Genomic DNA, 14,679 nt, shown 5'->3' on the forward strand with positions numbered 1-14,679 from the left:
AATACTGGCGCGGCACGGTTCGCGCGCAGCCGCGCCTCGTACGTGGGAAGTCACAGCATTGGCGACGTGCGGATCAGCACCGTCTTCAGCGCGAAACTCGAGCGAATGTGTTCGACGCCTGGAATGCGCGTAAGCGTACGGGTCAGGAAGTGCTGGTACGAACCCATGTCTGGCACGACCACGCGCAGGATGAAGTCCGCATCACCGGTCATGGTGAAGCAACTCATGACCTCGGGTGCCACGACGATCTCCTTCTCGAAGCGGTTGATGACGGCTTCGGACTGGTTCACCAGCGTGACGGACACGAAGACGTTCAGGTCCCCCATCAACTTGCTTTCGTTGAGCTGTGCCGTATAGCCGCGAATGTAGCCCTCCTTCTCAAGCTTCTGTACGCGGCGCAAGGTCGGCGTGAGCGAAAGATCAATCCGTTCCGAGAGTTCTCTCCAGCTAAGACGGCCGTCGACCGAAAGTTCGCGAAGGATCCGGAGGTCCGTTTTGTCGAGATCGTGCGTGTAGGTCATACATGCTAGTCGTGTTGATTTCGATAGTAGGAATGCGCCAAAAAATGAACATTCCGTAATTCACTTTGGCGCGAAACCTTGATGTGAGAAATCTAAACTTTCTAGTCATAAATGACAACGTCCTGGAGTCCCCGTGAGCCCCACTTCCGCTACCTCAACTTCGCATTCGGGTACCTTCGAGCGAAGAACGTACTTGACCGGCATCCAGGCGCTGGTACGTCTGCCGATGATCCAGCGCGAACTCGACCGGGCTCAGGGTCTCAACACAGCGGGTCTGATTTCGGGCTACCGCGGTTCACCGTTGGGGGTCTACGACCAGCAACTGTGGCGTGCATCGAAGGACCTGGCTGCGCACGACATCGTGTTTCAGCCGGGCCTGAATGAGGACCTCGCGGCCACCGCACTTTGGGGTACGCAAGTACAACGCGCATTTGGCGAAACCCGAGTCGATGGTGTGTTTGGCATCTGGTATGGCAAGGGGCCCGGCGTGGACCGTACCGGTGATGCGTTCCGGAGCGCCAACATGTTCGGTACATCGGCGCTTGGTGGCGTGCTTGCCGTTTCCGGGGATGACCACGCGGCACAATCATCGCCGTTTCCTCATCAGACGGATGGCATCTTTCACTCTGCATCGATCCCGGTCCTGCAGCCATCCAGCGTGCGGGAAGTGATCGAACTTGGCGTGGCCGGCTTTGCGATGTCGCGCTTCTCCGGTTTGTGGGTTTCGCTCAAGACCATTGCGGAAGTGGTCGAGACCGCCGCGACTATTGAGCTTGGCAATTGGCCAGCCTTTCGGAATCCGAAGGGGTTTATCGTCCCGGCGCATGGACTCAATTGGGACGCGTCGATCAAGTGGCCTGCACAGCGTGGAGAACTGGAGCGTCGCCTGATTGAAGAGCGTCTACCGGCCGCCCGTGCATGGGCGCGTGAGAACGGCATTGACAAGGTCATTGTGGAAGCCCGCTCGCGCAAGCTGGGGATCGTGACGGTGGGCAAGGCGCACCAGGACGTCATGCAGGCGTTGCGCGATCTCGGTTTGCAAGAGGATGATCTCCGGGCGTTGGGCATCTCCATCTACAAGGTGGCAATGAGCTGGCCGCTGGAAACGGAAGGTGCATGCGCCTTCGCCGCAGACCACCGGGAAATCCTTGTGGTCGAGGAAAAGCGCAGCAACGTAGAGGCTCAGTTGAAGGAGGCGCTCTTCCACCAACCTGCTGAGCGACGGCCGGTGGTGACGGGAAAGACCGACAACTCCGGATCGGCGTTACTGCCGGAAGTCTCCGAGTTCGGCGCCCGGCTTGTAGCCGGCGTGATCGTGCGCAGGTTCCGGGCGAACGACATCGACGCGCCTTGGCTCGATGACCGACTCAAGGCGCTTGAATCCGCCGCGAAGAAGCCCAGCGCGGCAGTCATCCCGATTCGGGGCCCGTACTTCTGCTCCGGATGCCCGCACAATACATCGACCCGCACGCCTGATGGCTCGATCAGTGGTGGCGGTATCGGTTGCCATGTCATGGCGCTCTCGCAGCCAGAACTGAAGACCAGCGTCATGAGCCATATGGGCGGCGAGGGTGCGCAGTGGGTGGGTGCGGCACCCTTCTCAAAGCGTGCTCACATCTTCCAGAACCTTGGCGATGGCACGTATCAGCACTCGGGTCTTCTGGCAATCCGGGCCGCAGTGGCCGCCAAGACCAACATCACCTACAAGATCCTGTACAACGACGCCGTCGCCATGACTGGAGGCCAACCGGCCGAAGGTGTCAACGACCCAGCGCGCATCACCCGCCAACTTCATGCCGAAGGCGTGGGGCGCATCGCCATCGTCTCGGACAATCCCGAGCGTTGGCGGAATGACAAGGCGCTTGCGCCAGCGGTTGAGGTGCATCACCGCGACGCACTGGATGAGGTTCAGCGTACCTTCCGCGAAGTTCAGGGCGTGACGGCCATCGTGTACGAGCAGACCTGCGCCGCGGAGAAGCGACGCCGCAGGAAGCGTAAGGAGATCGTGGATCCGGATCGCCGGATGTTCATCAACCAGGACGTCTGTGAAGGCTGTGGAGATTGCTCCATCCAGTCGAACTGCATCTCCATCGAGCCGGTAGATACGCCGCTGGGCCGCAAGCGAACGATTAACCAGAGTGCATGCAACAAGGACCTGTCCTGCGTGAAGGGGTTCTGCCCGAGCTTTGTCGAAGTGGAAGGTGTCAAGTTGCGCAAGCCGGACGCCAAGCGTCTGGCGACCATCGAGAAAGCGAAGGTTGCCGGGCTGCAATCCCCTGCACAGCGTTCACTCGACGAGCCGTTCAATATCTACATCACCGGTATCGGAGGCTCCGGCGTTCTGACGATGGGAGCACTGCTCGGTGTCGCGGCGAGTGCTGACGATCTGGCAGCGACTGTGCTCGACTTCACGGGTATGGCACAGAAGAATGGCGCCGTGGTCAGCCAGGTGAGGATTGCATTGGCAGAATCCGAGATTCCCGCGTCCAGAATCGGAGAAGGCAAGGCCGATCTGTTGCTGGGTGCGGATCTGGTCGTCTCGGCTGCAGCGGATTCCGTCAGTCGCCTGGCTTCCGATCGGACTGCTGCGGTATTGAACCTGGCCGAAACACCGACCCCGGAAGTGATCAGGAACCGCGATGCGGTGCTGCCGACCCAGTTGATGCACGACCGGATCCGGAGCCGCTGCAACCCGGTGGCCTTCCATGCAATGGACGTCGGTGCACTGGCCATGCGTATCTTCGGAGATACGCTGCCGACGCATACCGTGATGCTTGGCTATGTCTGGCAACAAGGGCTGGTGCCGCTTAGCCATGCCGCGATCATGCACGCGATTGAGCGCAACGGTGCGGCGGTGGAGATGAACAAGTCCGCCTTCAACTGGGGGCGAATCATTGCTGATGATCCCAACGCGCTGTCTGCGATTGCCGATTCGCCACTGGAGCCACAGGCTGCACCGACGACACTGGATGCGGCCATGGCGCTCCATCAACGCAAGCTTGTCGAGTACCAGGGTGACGCCTACGCAAAACAGTACCTTGATCTGGTCAATCTCGCTCGACGTTCCGAGAAGGCGGCAAGGCCGAACAGCGAAGCATTTGCACAGGCGGTGGCAAACGGCGCGTTCAAGCTGATGGCGTACAAGGACGAGTATGAAGTCGCACGCCTGTATTCCTCACAGTCGTTCCGCGATGCGCTCGCACGGCAGTTCTCAAGCGCCGAAAAAGTTTCCCTCTGGCTTGCACCGCCGCTGCTGTCGAAAGTAGACGCTCGCACGGGTCGACCGGCCAAACGGAAATTCGGACCGTGGGTGTTTCCGGTTCTCAAGGTGATCGCGCGCATGCGCGGGCTACGGGGTACGGCGTTCGACCCATTTGGATACACCGCGGAGCGCAAATCCGAACGCCGCCTGCGTGATGAGTACTTCGACGATGTTCGCAAACTCTGCTCCGGTTTGGCTCGGAGTAACTTCGACCAAGTGGTAGCCATCGCATCACTGCCATCCGATATCCGCGGCTTCGGCCCGGTAAAGGAGCAAGCCATGGTTCGCCACGCAAAACGGCGTAGTGAAGCACTTGAAACGTTGAATTCGGGCGCGGACATCCGAGTCGATGCCGCCTGATCAATCTAGGAACCTGGAAAGCATAGCCATGACAATCGAAACTGCAACGGGTCTGCACAGTGCCTATCGACTCTCGCTGCGTGCGCAACGCATGACGAGCTCGGTGATTCGAGAAATCCTGAAACTGACGGAGAAGCCCGAGGTCATTTCCTTTGCCGGCGGCCTGCCGGCGGCGCAGACTTTTCCCGTGGAGGCAATGCGCCAGGCCTGCGAGCGAGTGTTCGCCACATTGCCGGAGAGCGCGTTGCAATACGGCCCGACGGAAGGCTTTCAGCCGCTACGCCAGTGGATCGCTGACAAGCATGGTGTCGACCCGGCGACAGTGCTGATTACAACGGGATCACAGCAGGCGCTGGATCTGATTGGGAAGGTCTTGATTGACCCGGCTAGCAAGGTCCTGGTGGAAGCGCCGACATATCTCGGGGCGCTCCAGGCCTTCTCGATGTTCGAGCCGAACTATCTCGAGTTACCGATGGATGAGGATGGTCTGGACGTGGAGCAGCTTTCCACGACCCTGGCCGAGGATGCGCGCTTCCTGTACCTGATTCCAAATTTCCAGAATCCCACGGGCAGGCAATTGTCTTTCGAGCGACGGGAAGCTCTGGTGGCGCGTGCCAGACGTTTGGGTCTGCTGATCGTCGAAGACAACCCTTACGGGGAACTGCGCTATTCCGGGCAGGCCATTCCGACGCTCCACTCTATGAATGCCGACGGCGTTGTCTATCTGGGCTCCTTTTCCAAGATCCTTGCGCCGGGTCTCAGGCTCGGATATGTGCTGGCACCCCCGGCTATCCATGCCAAGCTGGTTCAGGCGAAGCAGGCGTCGGACCTGCATACGCCAACGTTCACGCAACGGCTTGCATGGGAAGTGCTTAGCACCGGCATGCTGGACGCGCATGTCGGGGCGGTGTGCGACCGCTACGGCATGCACTGTGCCGCGATGCTCGATTCGCTGGCTCGTCATATGCCGGATGGGGTGCGCTGGAGTCGTCCCGAAGGCGGCATGTTCATCTGGGTCGAGATGCCGCAAGGCATCGATGCGATGGAACTGCTGCAGGAGGCCGTGGCCAGGGACGTGGCATTTGTCCCGGGATCACCTTTCTACGCCAGATCCCCGAAGGCAAACACACTGAGACTAGCTTTTGTCACCGTGCCACCCGAACAGATCGAGGTTGGCATAGCCCGGCTCGGTCAAATCATCACAAGCCGCCTGAACTCGTAATTGACGAACGGAACCACGCGAGTGGCGTCATTCTCCATCCTGGGCATGGCTGCATGCTCGGGATGGTTTTTTTTTGCGGGGTGACGCCTCGCATGGAGACGGGATGGAGATAGGGGGATGGAAGTAGCGATGGAAATCGAGGGAGGCCTTACCTCCCTCGATTCGGTTTTGACTGGCCAATGCAGGTTGTGCCGACGCTAGCCATTTTCCTGATGGCACTCCCCGGGTCGGATCGTGCCGAGTATGAACTGCAGCAACTGCCGCAACTGCTGCATGAGTTCATGAGAACAGTTTACCTAACGATCCCCGGGTAGTTGCGCTATAGCTGCGACTGGATGCGAGACGTCAAGGTCGAAATGCGCTACGCATTGGCTCAACGATGGTGCAATCGACTACCGCGAGGTGTCGTTTGGCGTTTAGCATTGACGGAACGGTCGCGCTTAATTTCCCAAGTAGTAGCCCAATTCACTGAGGAGCGTCGAAAACATGGAACACGTCAACCACGAAGGCAATCTGGAATCCATCGCAACCAGTTTTCGCAGCCAGCCCGCCATGGGGCTGATCCGTGCGACGATGCCTGTCATCGAGATCGGCCGCACGGAGATCCATGTGCCGCACTGGGATGGTGTCGAGCAGCAGCATGGGTTCGTTCATGGCGGTGTGGTCGGAATGATCGCCGACGCGGCTGCGGGTTATGCCGCGATGACCATGGTCTCAACCGAGGCATCGGTGCTGACTGCGGAATACAAGATCAACTTCATGGCCCCTGCCCGTGGGGAGAAAATCATTGCCAGGGGCAAAGTGGTGAAGGCGGGCAAAACGTTGATTGTGACTTCGGCGGAGGTCTTCGCGGTGCGTGAAGGTGGGGAGTCGCTTTGCGCGGTGATGCAGCAGACGATGATGGTCGTTTACGGCGCGACGTGCCGCTAGGCCTCTTCCGTGAGGTGCCAACGGCATCGACTCAACGACTGCAAACGATCAAAGCGATTTGGGGGAATACAGCGCGCTTTGGAATTCGGGCACGTACTCGTACTTGAGCATCTTGCCAAGCTTCAGGGACTTGATGAACGTCGATAGACCTCCGTCAGTCAGGCCGAGGTTCACCGTGTCTGCACTTGTGCTGGAGGCATGACTGAGCTGGCGGGAAGTTGCAATGCACGTGGTCAACTTCCCCCGCTGATCTACGTTGGTAAAGCTATTGGTCACCCATGTTGATGGTTGTACTTTCGGCTTGCTGGATACCTGATGTCCCATCGGCCCAAACAGGAATCAAATGGGTGCCCAGAAGCGCTGCTCCGATTGCGGCCGCTAGTTTGCTGATTTTCATGTTGATGAACTTGAGTACTTGAGCTTGCGTTCATGGATGCGGGAAGTACGGTGTGTCGACGTCGGCTTGCGCCAGATGTCTGGTCAGCCTGTCAGTCGTACCCGCGCTGGGCCATCCAGCGCCGATACTGGCGGACGCGGCGTGCGTCGGATACCTGCTGCAGGATCAGCGCGCGCAGCGCTGACACCTTCGGATTGGTTGCCTTGCCGCAACTGAGCTTGCGTAGTTGAAACTTGACTGCCGCCATGTTGGCCAGCGAGGCCAGCGGCTTGTTCTTCCAGTTGATCGGCAGTAGCGCGGGAGCGCTGTCTTTACCGGCGCGCCAATCGCGTGGCAGATTGGGATCGATCGCCAGGGCGGTGCCGATGCCAACCATGTCCACGCCGCTCTTGACCACGTCCTCGGCCACTGGCCACCGGCGGATGCCGCCCGTGACCATCACTGGCATCTTCGCCACCACGCGGATGTGGCGGGCGAACTCGATAAAGTAGGCCTCTCGGGCGAGCGTGCTGCCGTCGCGTGCGTCGCCCTGCATGGCCGGGGCTTCATAGCTACCTCCTGACAGCTCTACCAGATCAACTGCCAACTCGTTGAGCAGCGTCACAACCCTGTGAGCGTCGTCCGCGCTGAATCCGCCCCGCTGGAAGTCCGCCGAGTTCAGCTTGACGGCAACCGCGAATCCAGGCGAAACCACAGCGCGTACGGCCTTGACGATCTCAATGAGCAGGCGAGCGCGGTTCTCCAGCGAGCCACCCCACTCATCCGTCCTCTGGTTGCTCAACGGCGAGAGGAATTGGCTCAGCAGATAGCCGTGTGCCGCGTGAATTTCGACGCCAGTGAAGCCGGCCTGTTCGCCCAGTTGAGCTGTGCGGGAAAAGCGACGGATCACGTCCTCGATGACTTCGTGCGTCATCGCCTTTGGCGCATTGAAGTGCCTGGACATGTTGCCCAGGTTCAATGGCACCGCAGATGGAGCCCAAGTGGGCTGCCCCAGGTTGGCGGGCATCTGGCGGCCGGGATGGTTGATCTGCAGCCATAGCTGCGCCCTGTTGGCCCGACCGGCCTGCGCCCAGCGCTTGAACCGGTCCAGATGCGCGGCGTCTTCCAGTACAACGCCGCCGGGCCCTGTCATGGCGCGGCTGTCCACCATCACGTTGCCAGTGATCAGAAGACCGGCGCCCCCCTCTGCCCAGGCCCTGTACAGGCGTATCAGTTCCTCGGAGGGCGCGTGGTCCTTGTCTGCCATGTTCTCTTCCATGGCGGCTTTGGCGATGCGGTTCGGAATCGTCGAACCATTGGGGAGTGCGAGCTTGTCGAACACGTTCATGGGGTCACCTCATTGATCGTGTTTCGACTCTAAGATTAAAGTCAGCTTGAATGTCAACACCATTTTTGGGCCGACAACGGTCTACTGACAATGGCTGCCACATGAGCGGCGGCAGAGACGCCAGAGGCGCATGAGCCGCCAGGAACGGCGCTAAAACGCAACTATCCGGATCGGCTTGACCTTGAAGTTGACTTTAACCTTAGAGTACTGACCTGAAGGCACTTCGGGTGCATCAATTATCGAGGGAGGTCAGCGATGAACATGAGGATCGGGGAACTGGCGGAGCGTACTGGCCTTGCTCCTTCGAGAATCCGCTTCTACGAGGACATCGGCCTGTTGAAAGTCGAGCGTAAAGCGAACGGCTATCGAACCTATCCACCGCAAGCGGTGCTGGTCCTGGACCTGATCGCGACCGCGCAGCACGCAGGCTTTACTCTCGACGAGATTCGCGCGGTGCTTCCCCCCGACTTGGCGATGTGGAAGCCTGACTCGTTGCTCGAAACGCTCCGCAACAAGGTACGGGACATTGAAGCGCTGGAGATGCGGCTTGCGCAGAGCAAGTCGCACATCAATGCACTCTTGGCCGAAATCGAGGCGAAGCCAGAGGAGATTGACTGCGCCACCAATGCGGAGCGGGTACTGTCGCGGATCCGTTCAGGGGAAATGGAAGGCCCAGCCCTGGCAGCCGGTGATGTCACCGCGCTTCGCAAGGCACGGCGACGCAGGTCGCCCGGGTCGGAGGAATAGACAGTCAAATGGCCGTGTCGTGGCTGCGGCTGCCTTGAACCGTACCGGAGGCGGCGTCAATGGTCAGACTTGCTCCATGGAAGCACCGTTGGCAACGGCCCCGCTACAGGTCGCAACCTTCTGCTCAAACGACGCCGAGCGCCGGTGATCAATCAGCAGCACTGCAACCATCCCGATAACTGCGGGAATCGCTATGGCAACGAAGTTCTGCTGAAGGGGCAGGTTCATGCCGACCAGCATTCCAATCACGATTGGCGCCAGGATCGCGCCGCTGCGTCCGATGCCCAATGCCCAGCCAAGACCGGTAGCGCGAATAGGGGTCGGGTAGAACTGTCCTGTATAGGCGTTGGCGACGATCTGGGTGCCGATTGTCGAAGCACCGGCGAGAGCCACGACAATAAACAGCAGTTCAGTGGGCATCTTGAAGCCAAGAAGGGTGATGGACACGGCTGCCAGCGCGTACATCGAAGCCAGCACATACTTGATATGAAACCTGTCGGCCAGCCATCCTCCACCCACTGCGCCGATCATTGCACCGACATTTAGAACCAGCACAAAGGTCAACGCAGAACCGAGGCTGTAGCCGGCACTGGCCATCAGTTTTGCCAGCCATGAACTGAGCGCATACACCATGAAAAGGCACATAAAGAAGGCGACCCAGAACATCAGCGTGCTGAAGCCACGACCGCCGTGGAACAGGTGCCGGATCGGTGTGTTCTCCGTACGGTCTTGAGGCGCCACTACGAAGTTGTCACTCGACGCGGGCACATAGTTGGGGGCCAGCCTGGATGCGATTGACTTCAACTCTTCGTCCCTGCCTTTGGCCAGGAGAAACGGCATCGACTCGGGTAGGGATTTGAAGATAATCGGAATGAGCAGTACTGGCAGGCCGGCAGCAAAGAACACTGATTGCCAGCCGTATGCCTCGATCATGCCTCTACCCAACAATGCGGCCACGATACCGCCAACCGCGTAGCCGCTGAACATCAAGGTGACGAGCGTAGCGCGCATCTTCTTCGGCGCGTACTCGGTCATCTGTGCGACTACGTTGGGCATGACACCGCCAATGCCGAGCCCGGCGAAAAACCGTGTGATGCTGAACGTTACCGGATCCTTGCACAGGCCGGCCGCTGCAGTGAAAACACTGAACAAGGCAATGCAGAGCGCAATGGTCCAGCGACGGCCAATCCGGTCGGCGACTGTGCCGAGGAAGATGGCGCCAAACACCATGCCAAACAGCGCGGAGCTGACCATGAAGCCAGCGTTGGCCGGCGTAACGGCAAACTCTTTCATGATGGACGGCAGCGCGATTCCGACCACGGCCAGATCATAGCCATCAAAGATGATGATCAGCGCGCACCAGCATAGAACCAGTGCGTGAAACGGGTTAAAGCGGGCCTCGTCGGCCAGCTTGTGGATGTCAATCTTGCGCATGGGTGTTGTCTCCGAAATTATATTTGTATGTTCACGCTAGATCTTTGACATAGGTGTATTGATGTCTGCGAGAAGGGCGGAATCGACGGGTCTCTTCTGCTCGATGAGCCGTCGCGCGAAGCGCAAGTCCTTGGCGGAATTCGGGCCGAGCGCGGCCTGGATGACATCTCCATCCAGATAGAACAGGACGAAGCTCCCGTTCTCCGGAGCACCACGCAAGACCGCGCGGTGAGATGGCGCGGGGACGCCGTAGATCTGCAGGTTCATGTCGTACTGATCCGACCAGAACCAGGGCAACGGCTGATAGTCCACGGCTAGCCCGAGTGCCGCACGGCCTGCCGCAATGCCTTGCTCCTGGGCGTTCTGCCAGGATTCAAGACGTATGCGACGGCCAGCCCATGGATTGGGCGTCACAGTGACGTCGCCTGCGGCGAAGATATGGGGATCGGATGTCTGGCAGCGCGGATCGACGATAATGCCGCCGTCGCATTCCAGGCCAGCCGCCCTGGCGAGTTCGTCGTTCGGGACGAGGCCAATGCCAGCGACGATCACGTCGCTGTCGATTATTTGACCGTCGGCGAGCGAGATGCGGGAACGATCATCACCCTGTCGAGCGATATGTGCGACTTGAGCGCCAAGCATGATGTTGGCGCCGTGCTCCTGATGCAGTGACAGCAAGTATTCCGAGATCTCCTTGGGTACCGTGCGCTCGCAGAGGCGTGACTGTGACTCCAGCACGGTGACGTTAGCCCCCTTCTTGCGCGCGGTGGCGGCTACTTCAAGGCCGATCCATCCGCCCCCGATCACAGTCACACTGCGACCAGGGGTAAGCATTGGTGCGAGCGTTTGGGCATCGCTAATTGTCCGCAATGCATGGATGGAAGCGCCATCGGCGCCGGCAACCGAAAGCGTGCGGGCGCGGCCACCGGTGCATAGGATCAGCTTGTCGTACGCGAGCGTTTCGCCGCTATCGAGTGCCAGGCGCTTCGGCTCGCGCTCAATACTTTCTACCCGTGTGTCGGGCCACCACTCCAGGTCCAGAGCCTGCAATGCGTCGAGGCTAGTCAGCCATGTGCTGTCGGCGGCGGCGTCGCCCGCCAAGACGGCTTTCGACAATGGTGGGCGTTCGTGAGGAGGATGAAGTTCCTCGCCAATCAACACCAGTCGGCCGGTAAATCCTTCCTTGCGCAACGTCTGTGCTGCCCAGAAACCCGCTTGGCCGGCGCCCACGATTGCGATGGTTCCAGCCTGCTCGGCGTTCATTGCGGCAGTGGTTTGTTCCGTATTCATGGTCGTCTCAGCCTTTTATTCGAGGACGAGCCAGACCCGGTCGCCTTCGATCTTGACCGGATACGACTTGAGCGGCTCGGTCAGCGGTGCACACAATGCGGATCCATTGCGAACGTCGAATCGACCCTGGTGCAGGGGGCACTCGATCTCGTGGCCCTCAAGAAAGCCGTCGCACAGGCGTGCGTGGCCGTGGGTGCAGATGTTGTCGGTCGCGAATACCTCGCCATCGACCCCGTACAGCGCAATCTCCCTGCCGTCGACCTGCACGGCCGTCACGTCGTCCTGGGGCACGCTGGAAAATGCGGCTGCATCGATCCAGTTCTGAGTCATGATTGGTTCCTTCCAGGCTGCAGGTCAGATCGGGTAGATCAGCGAGTTCGGGATCATCTCGCTGTCGAACACGCAGAGGCGTTGGCTAAAGCGCAGACCATCGGGGGTCTGCACGATGACGTCGTGCGACCGACCAGCATTGAAGATCTCGCTCATCTGATCTGGCTTGGTGCGGATCACGACGTAGTTCGTCTCAACCACAAGCCGGTCTGGTGCGGATTCGCGCACCAGCGGGACACTGAAGATATGGCGCTGGTAGTACGGGTCATGGAACAGTGTTTCGCGGATGCCGAAAACCCGGTCCTTCAGCATGCCCTTGCTTTCGAATGACAGGGTGGCAAGCGGCAAGCCGCGATCGAAGTTCTCGCGTGGCTGCACGCGATAGATGCAGTCCTCGGTAAAGAATTCGGGCCAGCGATCCCACTCGCCATTGTCGACAACGGCAGCGTAGTCGGCGTACAGCGCAAGCAGCGCGGAGTAAGTAGTGAAGTCCATGGCCTCAAACCTCCATGACCTTGCGCCAGTAGGCGTACATGCCACGGATGAGTGTCTCCGTGACCATGTGGTCTGTGTTCTCGGCGGTGCGTCCGCCGAGTTCGGCAAGCACACGATGCCAAGGCTTCTGTTCAAAGCCTTCTTGCGAACACTCGATTACCTCACCATCGTCTGCGGAAACGAAGCCGGCGGGGCCAAACAGATTTGCCTGACGCAGGCGGCGCCGCGTCATTTCCTCGGTGTCGTCCTCGAAGCCGAAGTGAGTCCAGACGAAGTCAAATGAGTCTGTGCCGTTGGGCTGGATATGGCGGGTCGAGACAGAATTGACCTGCTGCTGGAAGATGACACTCGGAAACACGGTCATCATGACGGCCGTTGGATCGCCCCACCACGGCTCGTGAACGATGTCGAGAATGCGGTCATCATGTAGCGTCATCTGGTCCTTGAAGCTGGCGACGCCCGACGTCACATCCCCCTTGCCGCCTTGTCCGCGGGTGGAAACCATCGCGGCGTGCCGGAACTGCTCATCCATCACGAGCCTGGCCTTGTTATCTGCGCGCCAAAGTCCGAAAGTAACGAACCACGTATGCAGTAGACCCGGGTGATAAGGGTCCTTGATGTTCTCCTGCATCAGCTTCCAGTTGCCGGGAATGCGCTGCTTGTTGTAGCCCAGGACCTTGAGTTTGCGACCGTTGAAAAGGCGGTCGAAGTAGCCGAGGATTTCCGGGCCGAGATATTCCTCAAGCGGAACGACGTCATGGTCGAACGAAGCGAATACGACGCCGCCGCGCGTGGCGACCTTCAGGCGTGTCAGTCCGTGGTCTTGTGGTTTGAAATCAGCCGGCATACCGCCGTTGACCTTCCCGTCCTGCTTCACGCCGCGCCGGAACGGCACGCCCTGAAGATTTCCCTTCAAGTCGTAGTTCCACTGGTGATAGGGGCAATGAAAATCCTTTCGGTTACCGCTACGCTCGCGGCAGAACTTCATGCCGCGGTGCGCGCAAACATTCTCGACGACGTTGATCTCACCGTCCTGGTCGCGCACAAGGATTACCGAACGTTCGCCAAGCGTGGTGCGTTTGAAGTCGCCTGGATTCGGGACTTCTGCCTCCAGACCTACGTAGTTCCAGTGACCGTTATAGAAGCAACGCTCAAGTTCACGTTGATAGAGCTGCTGATCCGTATAGACGCGAAAAGGAATGCGGCTGATACCTTCGTCGGTCCAGGTGGGAAGGGGGCTCGGGTGGCAAGGGGCCGAGAGGGGCATGCTGTCTCCGTGGGTGTTCTTGTGTGGAGGCAATACTCGTCCATTGCCGTACATTAGCCAATAGAATCTCGGCTATATGTGATATTCACGGAATCAATAAGGACGCTGAGATGGAACTCAAGGACGTCGATCTGAACTTGCTGGTGGTGTTTGAGTTGCTGCTTCGCGAGCGAACAGTTTCCGGGACTGCGAAGGCCTTGAACCTCACGCAACCCGCTGTAAGCAACGCCTTGGCACGGCTGCGCAAGGTATTCGATGACGAGTTGTTTGTGCGAAGCAGCAAGGGGATGCTGCCCACGACGCTTGCACAGGAGTTGGCTGAGCCCGTTTCATTTGCCCTGGAGTCGCTGCAAGCTGCAATCAGTCATCGGGTTGAGTTCGACCCGCTGCGTAGCCATCGGTCCTTCCGGCTAGCCATGACCGACATCGGCGAAGTGCACTTCATTCCAAGACTGATGGGCGCGCTCTCCGAGCGTGCGCCCACCGTGACGGTTGCCACCATTCGAAATACGGCGGTCGATCTTCCCGCCGAAATGAGCCAGGGCCATGTGGATTTGGCCGTGGGATATTTGCCCGAACTCGGCCCGGAGTTTTTCCAGCGACGTCTGTTCAGTCAGCGCTATGTGTGCATGTTCCGGCCCGGACACGCGATGGATAAGCGTACCGTCCGTATGCGTGACTTCGAGCGTGCTGATCACGTCGTTGTCACGGCGGCAGGCACCGGGCATGCGCGCGTCGACGAAATCCTGGCAAAGCAGGGGGTAGAACGAAACGTTCGCCTACGCGTGCCCCATTTTGCTGCGCTTGCGGACATAGTCGCGAGCACGGATGTCGTGGCGACAGTCACGGAGACCTATGCACGGCGCAGCGCAACGTACTTTGGACTGAAGTACATCAAGCATCCCGTTGACCTGCCGGAGATCCAGATCAACCTGTTCTGGCATGCGCGGTACCATCGAGACCCGGCCAACCAATGGCTGCGGAATCAGTTCGTGGAGCTGTTCTCGGATTGATGGAGGGGCGGGGGCTCGCTACGGACAAACAATCGAAACTCGCCCATCTGGAATCCCGTTTGCGAACCAGACCGGATCTGCAAG

The 14,679-nt window shown here is 59.4% G+C and carries 12 protein-coding genes; 5 read left to right on the plus strand and 7 right to left on the minus strand.

The features are described from left to right. Positions 1 to 50: 50 nt before the first annotated feature. Complete coding sequence (locus ACO550_RS09585) at positions 51 to 521, minus strand: Lrp/AsnC ligand binding domain-containing protein (RefSeq protein ID WP_315595197.1); 471 nt, start codon at positions 519 to 521, stop codon at positions 51 to 53. Between the two features lie 133 nt (positions 522 to 654). Between ACO550_RS09585 and ACO550_RS09590 the strand changes: the two genes are divergently transcribed. From ACO550_RS09590 to ACO550_RS09600, 3 genes are all read left to right on the plus strand, one after another. After that, positions 655 to 4,143, plus strand: coding sequence for an indolepyruvate ferredoxin oxidoreductase family protein (locus ACO550_RS09590; protein WP_315595198.1), 3,489 nt, complete (start codon positions 655 to 657; stop codon positions 4,141 to 4,143). Positions 4,144 to 4,171: 28 nt separating this feature from the next. Beyond that, a complete protein-coding gene (locus ACO550_RS09595; protein ID WP_315595236.1) occupies positions 4,172 to 5,365 on the plus strand; it encodes an aminotransferase class I/II-fold pyridoxal phosphate-dependent enzyme in 1,194 nt (397 codons plus the stop codon). A gap of 486 nt (positions 5,366 to 5,851) precedes the next feature. Further along, positions 5,852 to 6,295: a PaaI family thioesterase gene (locus ACO550_RS09600; protein WP_315595199.1), complete on the plus strand. Its 444-nt coding sequence runs from the start codon at positions 5,852 to 5,854 to the stop codon at positions 6,293 to 6,295. A 488-nt stretch (positions 6,296 to 6,783) separates the two neighbouring features. Here the strand turns inward: ACO550_RS09600 and ACO550_RS09605 are convergent, their stop codons facing one another. Next, positions 6,784 to 8,019, minus strand: coding sequence for an oxidoreductase (locus ACO550_RS09605; protein WP_315595200.1), 1,236 nt, complete (start codon positions 8,017 to 8,019; stop codon positions 6,784 to 6,786). Between the two features lie 261 nt (positions 8,020 to 8,280). Between ACO550_RS09605 and ACO550_RS09610 the strand changes: the two genes are divergently transcribed. Further along, entirely contained in the window at positions 8,281 to 8,766 is a 486-nt protein-coding gene (locus ACO550_RS09610) for a MerR family transcriptional regulator (RefSeq protein WP_315595237.1), read from the plus strand. 63 nt (positions 8,767 to 8,829) lie between these two features. Here ACO550_RS09610 and ACO550_RS09615 read toward each other — a convergent pair whose 3' ends face one another. From ACO550_RS09615 to ACO550_RS09635, 5 genes are read right to left on the minus strand one after another with little or no spacing between them, the layout of a single operon-like run. Next, entirely contained in the window at positions 8,830 to 10,200 is a 1,371-nt protein-coding gene (locus tag ACO550_RS09615) for an MFS transporter (protein ID WP_315595201.1), read from the minus strand. A gap of 36 nt (positions 10,201 to 10,236) precedes the next feature. Then, a complete protein-coding gene (locus tag ACO550_RS09620) occupies positions 10,237 to 11,490 on the minus strand; it encodes an NAD(P)/FAD-dependent oxidoreductase (protein ID WP_485994688.1) in 1,254 nt (417 codons plus the stop codon). A gap of 15 nt (positions 11,491 to 11,505) precedes the next feature. Then, positions 11,506 to 11,820: a Rieske 2Fe-2S domain-containing protein gene (locus tag ACO550_RS09625; RefSeq protein ID WP_315595203.1), complete on the minus strand. Its 315-nt coding sequence runs from the start codon at positions 11,818 to 11,820 to the stop codon at positions 11,506 to 11,508. Positions 11,821 to 11,844: 24 nt separating this feature from the next. Next, on the minus strand, positions 11,845 to 12,315 hold the full coding sequence (locus ACO550_RS09630; RefSeq protein ID WP_315595204.1) for an aromatic-ring-hydroxylating dioxygenase subunit beta: 471 nt from the start codon (positions 12,313 to 12,315) through the stop codon (positions 11,845 to 11,847). Between the two features lie 4 nt (positions 12,316 to 12,319). Further along, positions 12,320 to 13,582: a Rieske 2Fe-2S domain-containing protein gene (locus ACO550_RS09635; protein ID WP_315595205.1), complete on the minus strand. Its 1,263-nt coding sequence runs from the start codon at positions 13,580 to 13,582 to the stop codon at positions 12,320 to 12,322. Positions 13,583 to 13,692: 110 nt separating this feature from the next. On the opposite strand from ACO550_RS09635, the gene ACO550_RS09640 reads away from it, so the two are divergent. Continuing rightward, positions 13,693 to 14,595 (plus strand): LysR substrate-binding domain-containing protein, encoded by a 903-nt coding sequence (locus tag ACO550_RS09640; RefSeq protein WP_315595206.1) that lies wholly within the window; start codon positions 13,693 to 13,695, stop codon positions 14,593 to 14,595. The last annotated feature ends 84 nt before the right edge of the window (positions 14,596 to 14,679 follow it).

The sequence above is a fragment of the Cupriavidus sp. genome, assembly GCF_057315035.1.

Bases quoted from the DNA above. Each gene is read 5' to 3' on its own strand.
- ACO550_RS09585 (WP_315595197.1), bottom strand. From the start codon at position 521: ATGACCTACACGCACGATCTCGACAAAACGGACCTCCGGATCCTTCGC.
- ACO550_RS09595 (WP_315595236.1), top strand. From the start codon at position 4,172: ATGACAATCGAAACTGCAACGGGTCTGCACAGTGCCTATCGACTCTCG.
- ACO550_RS09600 (WP_315595199.1), top strand. From the start codon at position 5,852: ATGGAACACGTCAACCACGAAGGCAATCTGGAATCCATCGCAACCAGT.
- ACO550_RS09605 (WP_315595200.1), bottom strand. From the start codon at position 8,019: ATGAACGTGTTCGACAAGCTCGCACTCCCCAATGGTTCGACGATTCCG.
- ACO550_RS09610 (WP_315595237.1), top strand. From the start codon at position 8,281: ATGAGGATCGGGGAACTGGCGGAGCGTACTGGCCTTGCTCCTTCGAGA.
- ACO550_RS09615 (WP_315595201.1), bottom strand. From the start codon at position 10,200: ATGCGCAAGATTGACATCCACAAGCTGGCCGACGAGGCCCGCTTTAAC.
- ACO550_RS09620 (WP_485994688.1), bottom strand. From the start codon at position 11,490: ATGAATACGGAACAAACCACTGCCGCAATGAACGCCGAGCAGGCTGGA.
- ACO550_RS09625 (WP_315595203.1), bottom strand. From the start codon at position 11,820: ATGACTCAGAACTGGATCGATGCAGCCGCATTTTCCAGCGTGCCCCAG.
- ACO550_RS09630 (WP_315595204.1), bottom strand. From the start codon at position 12,315: ATGGACTTCACTACTTACTCCGCGCTGCTTGCGCTGTACGCCGACTAC.
- ACO550_RS09635 (WP_315595205.1), bottom strand. From the start codon at position 13,582: ATGCCCCTCTCGGCCCCTTGCCACCCGAGCCCCCTTCCCACCTGGACC.
- ACO550_RS09640 (WP_315595206.1), top strand. From the start codon at position 13,693: ATGGAACTCAAGGACGTCGATCTGAACTTGCTGGTGGTGTTTGAGTTG.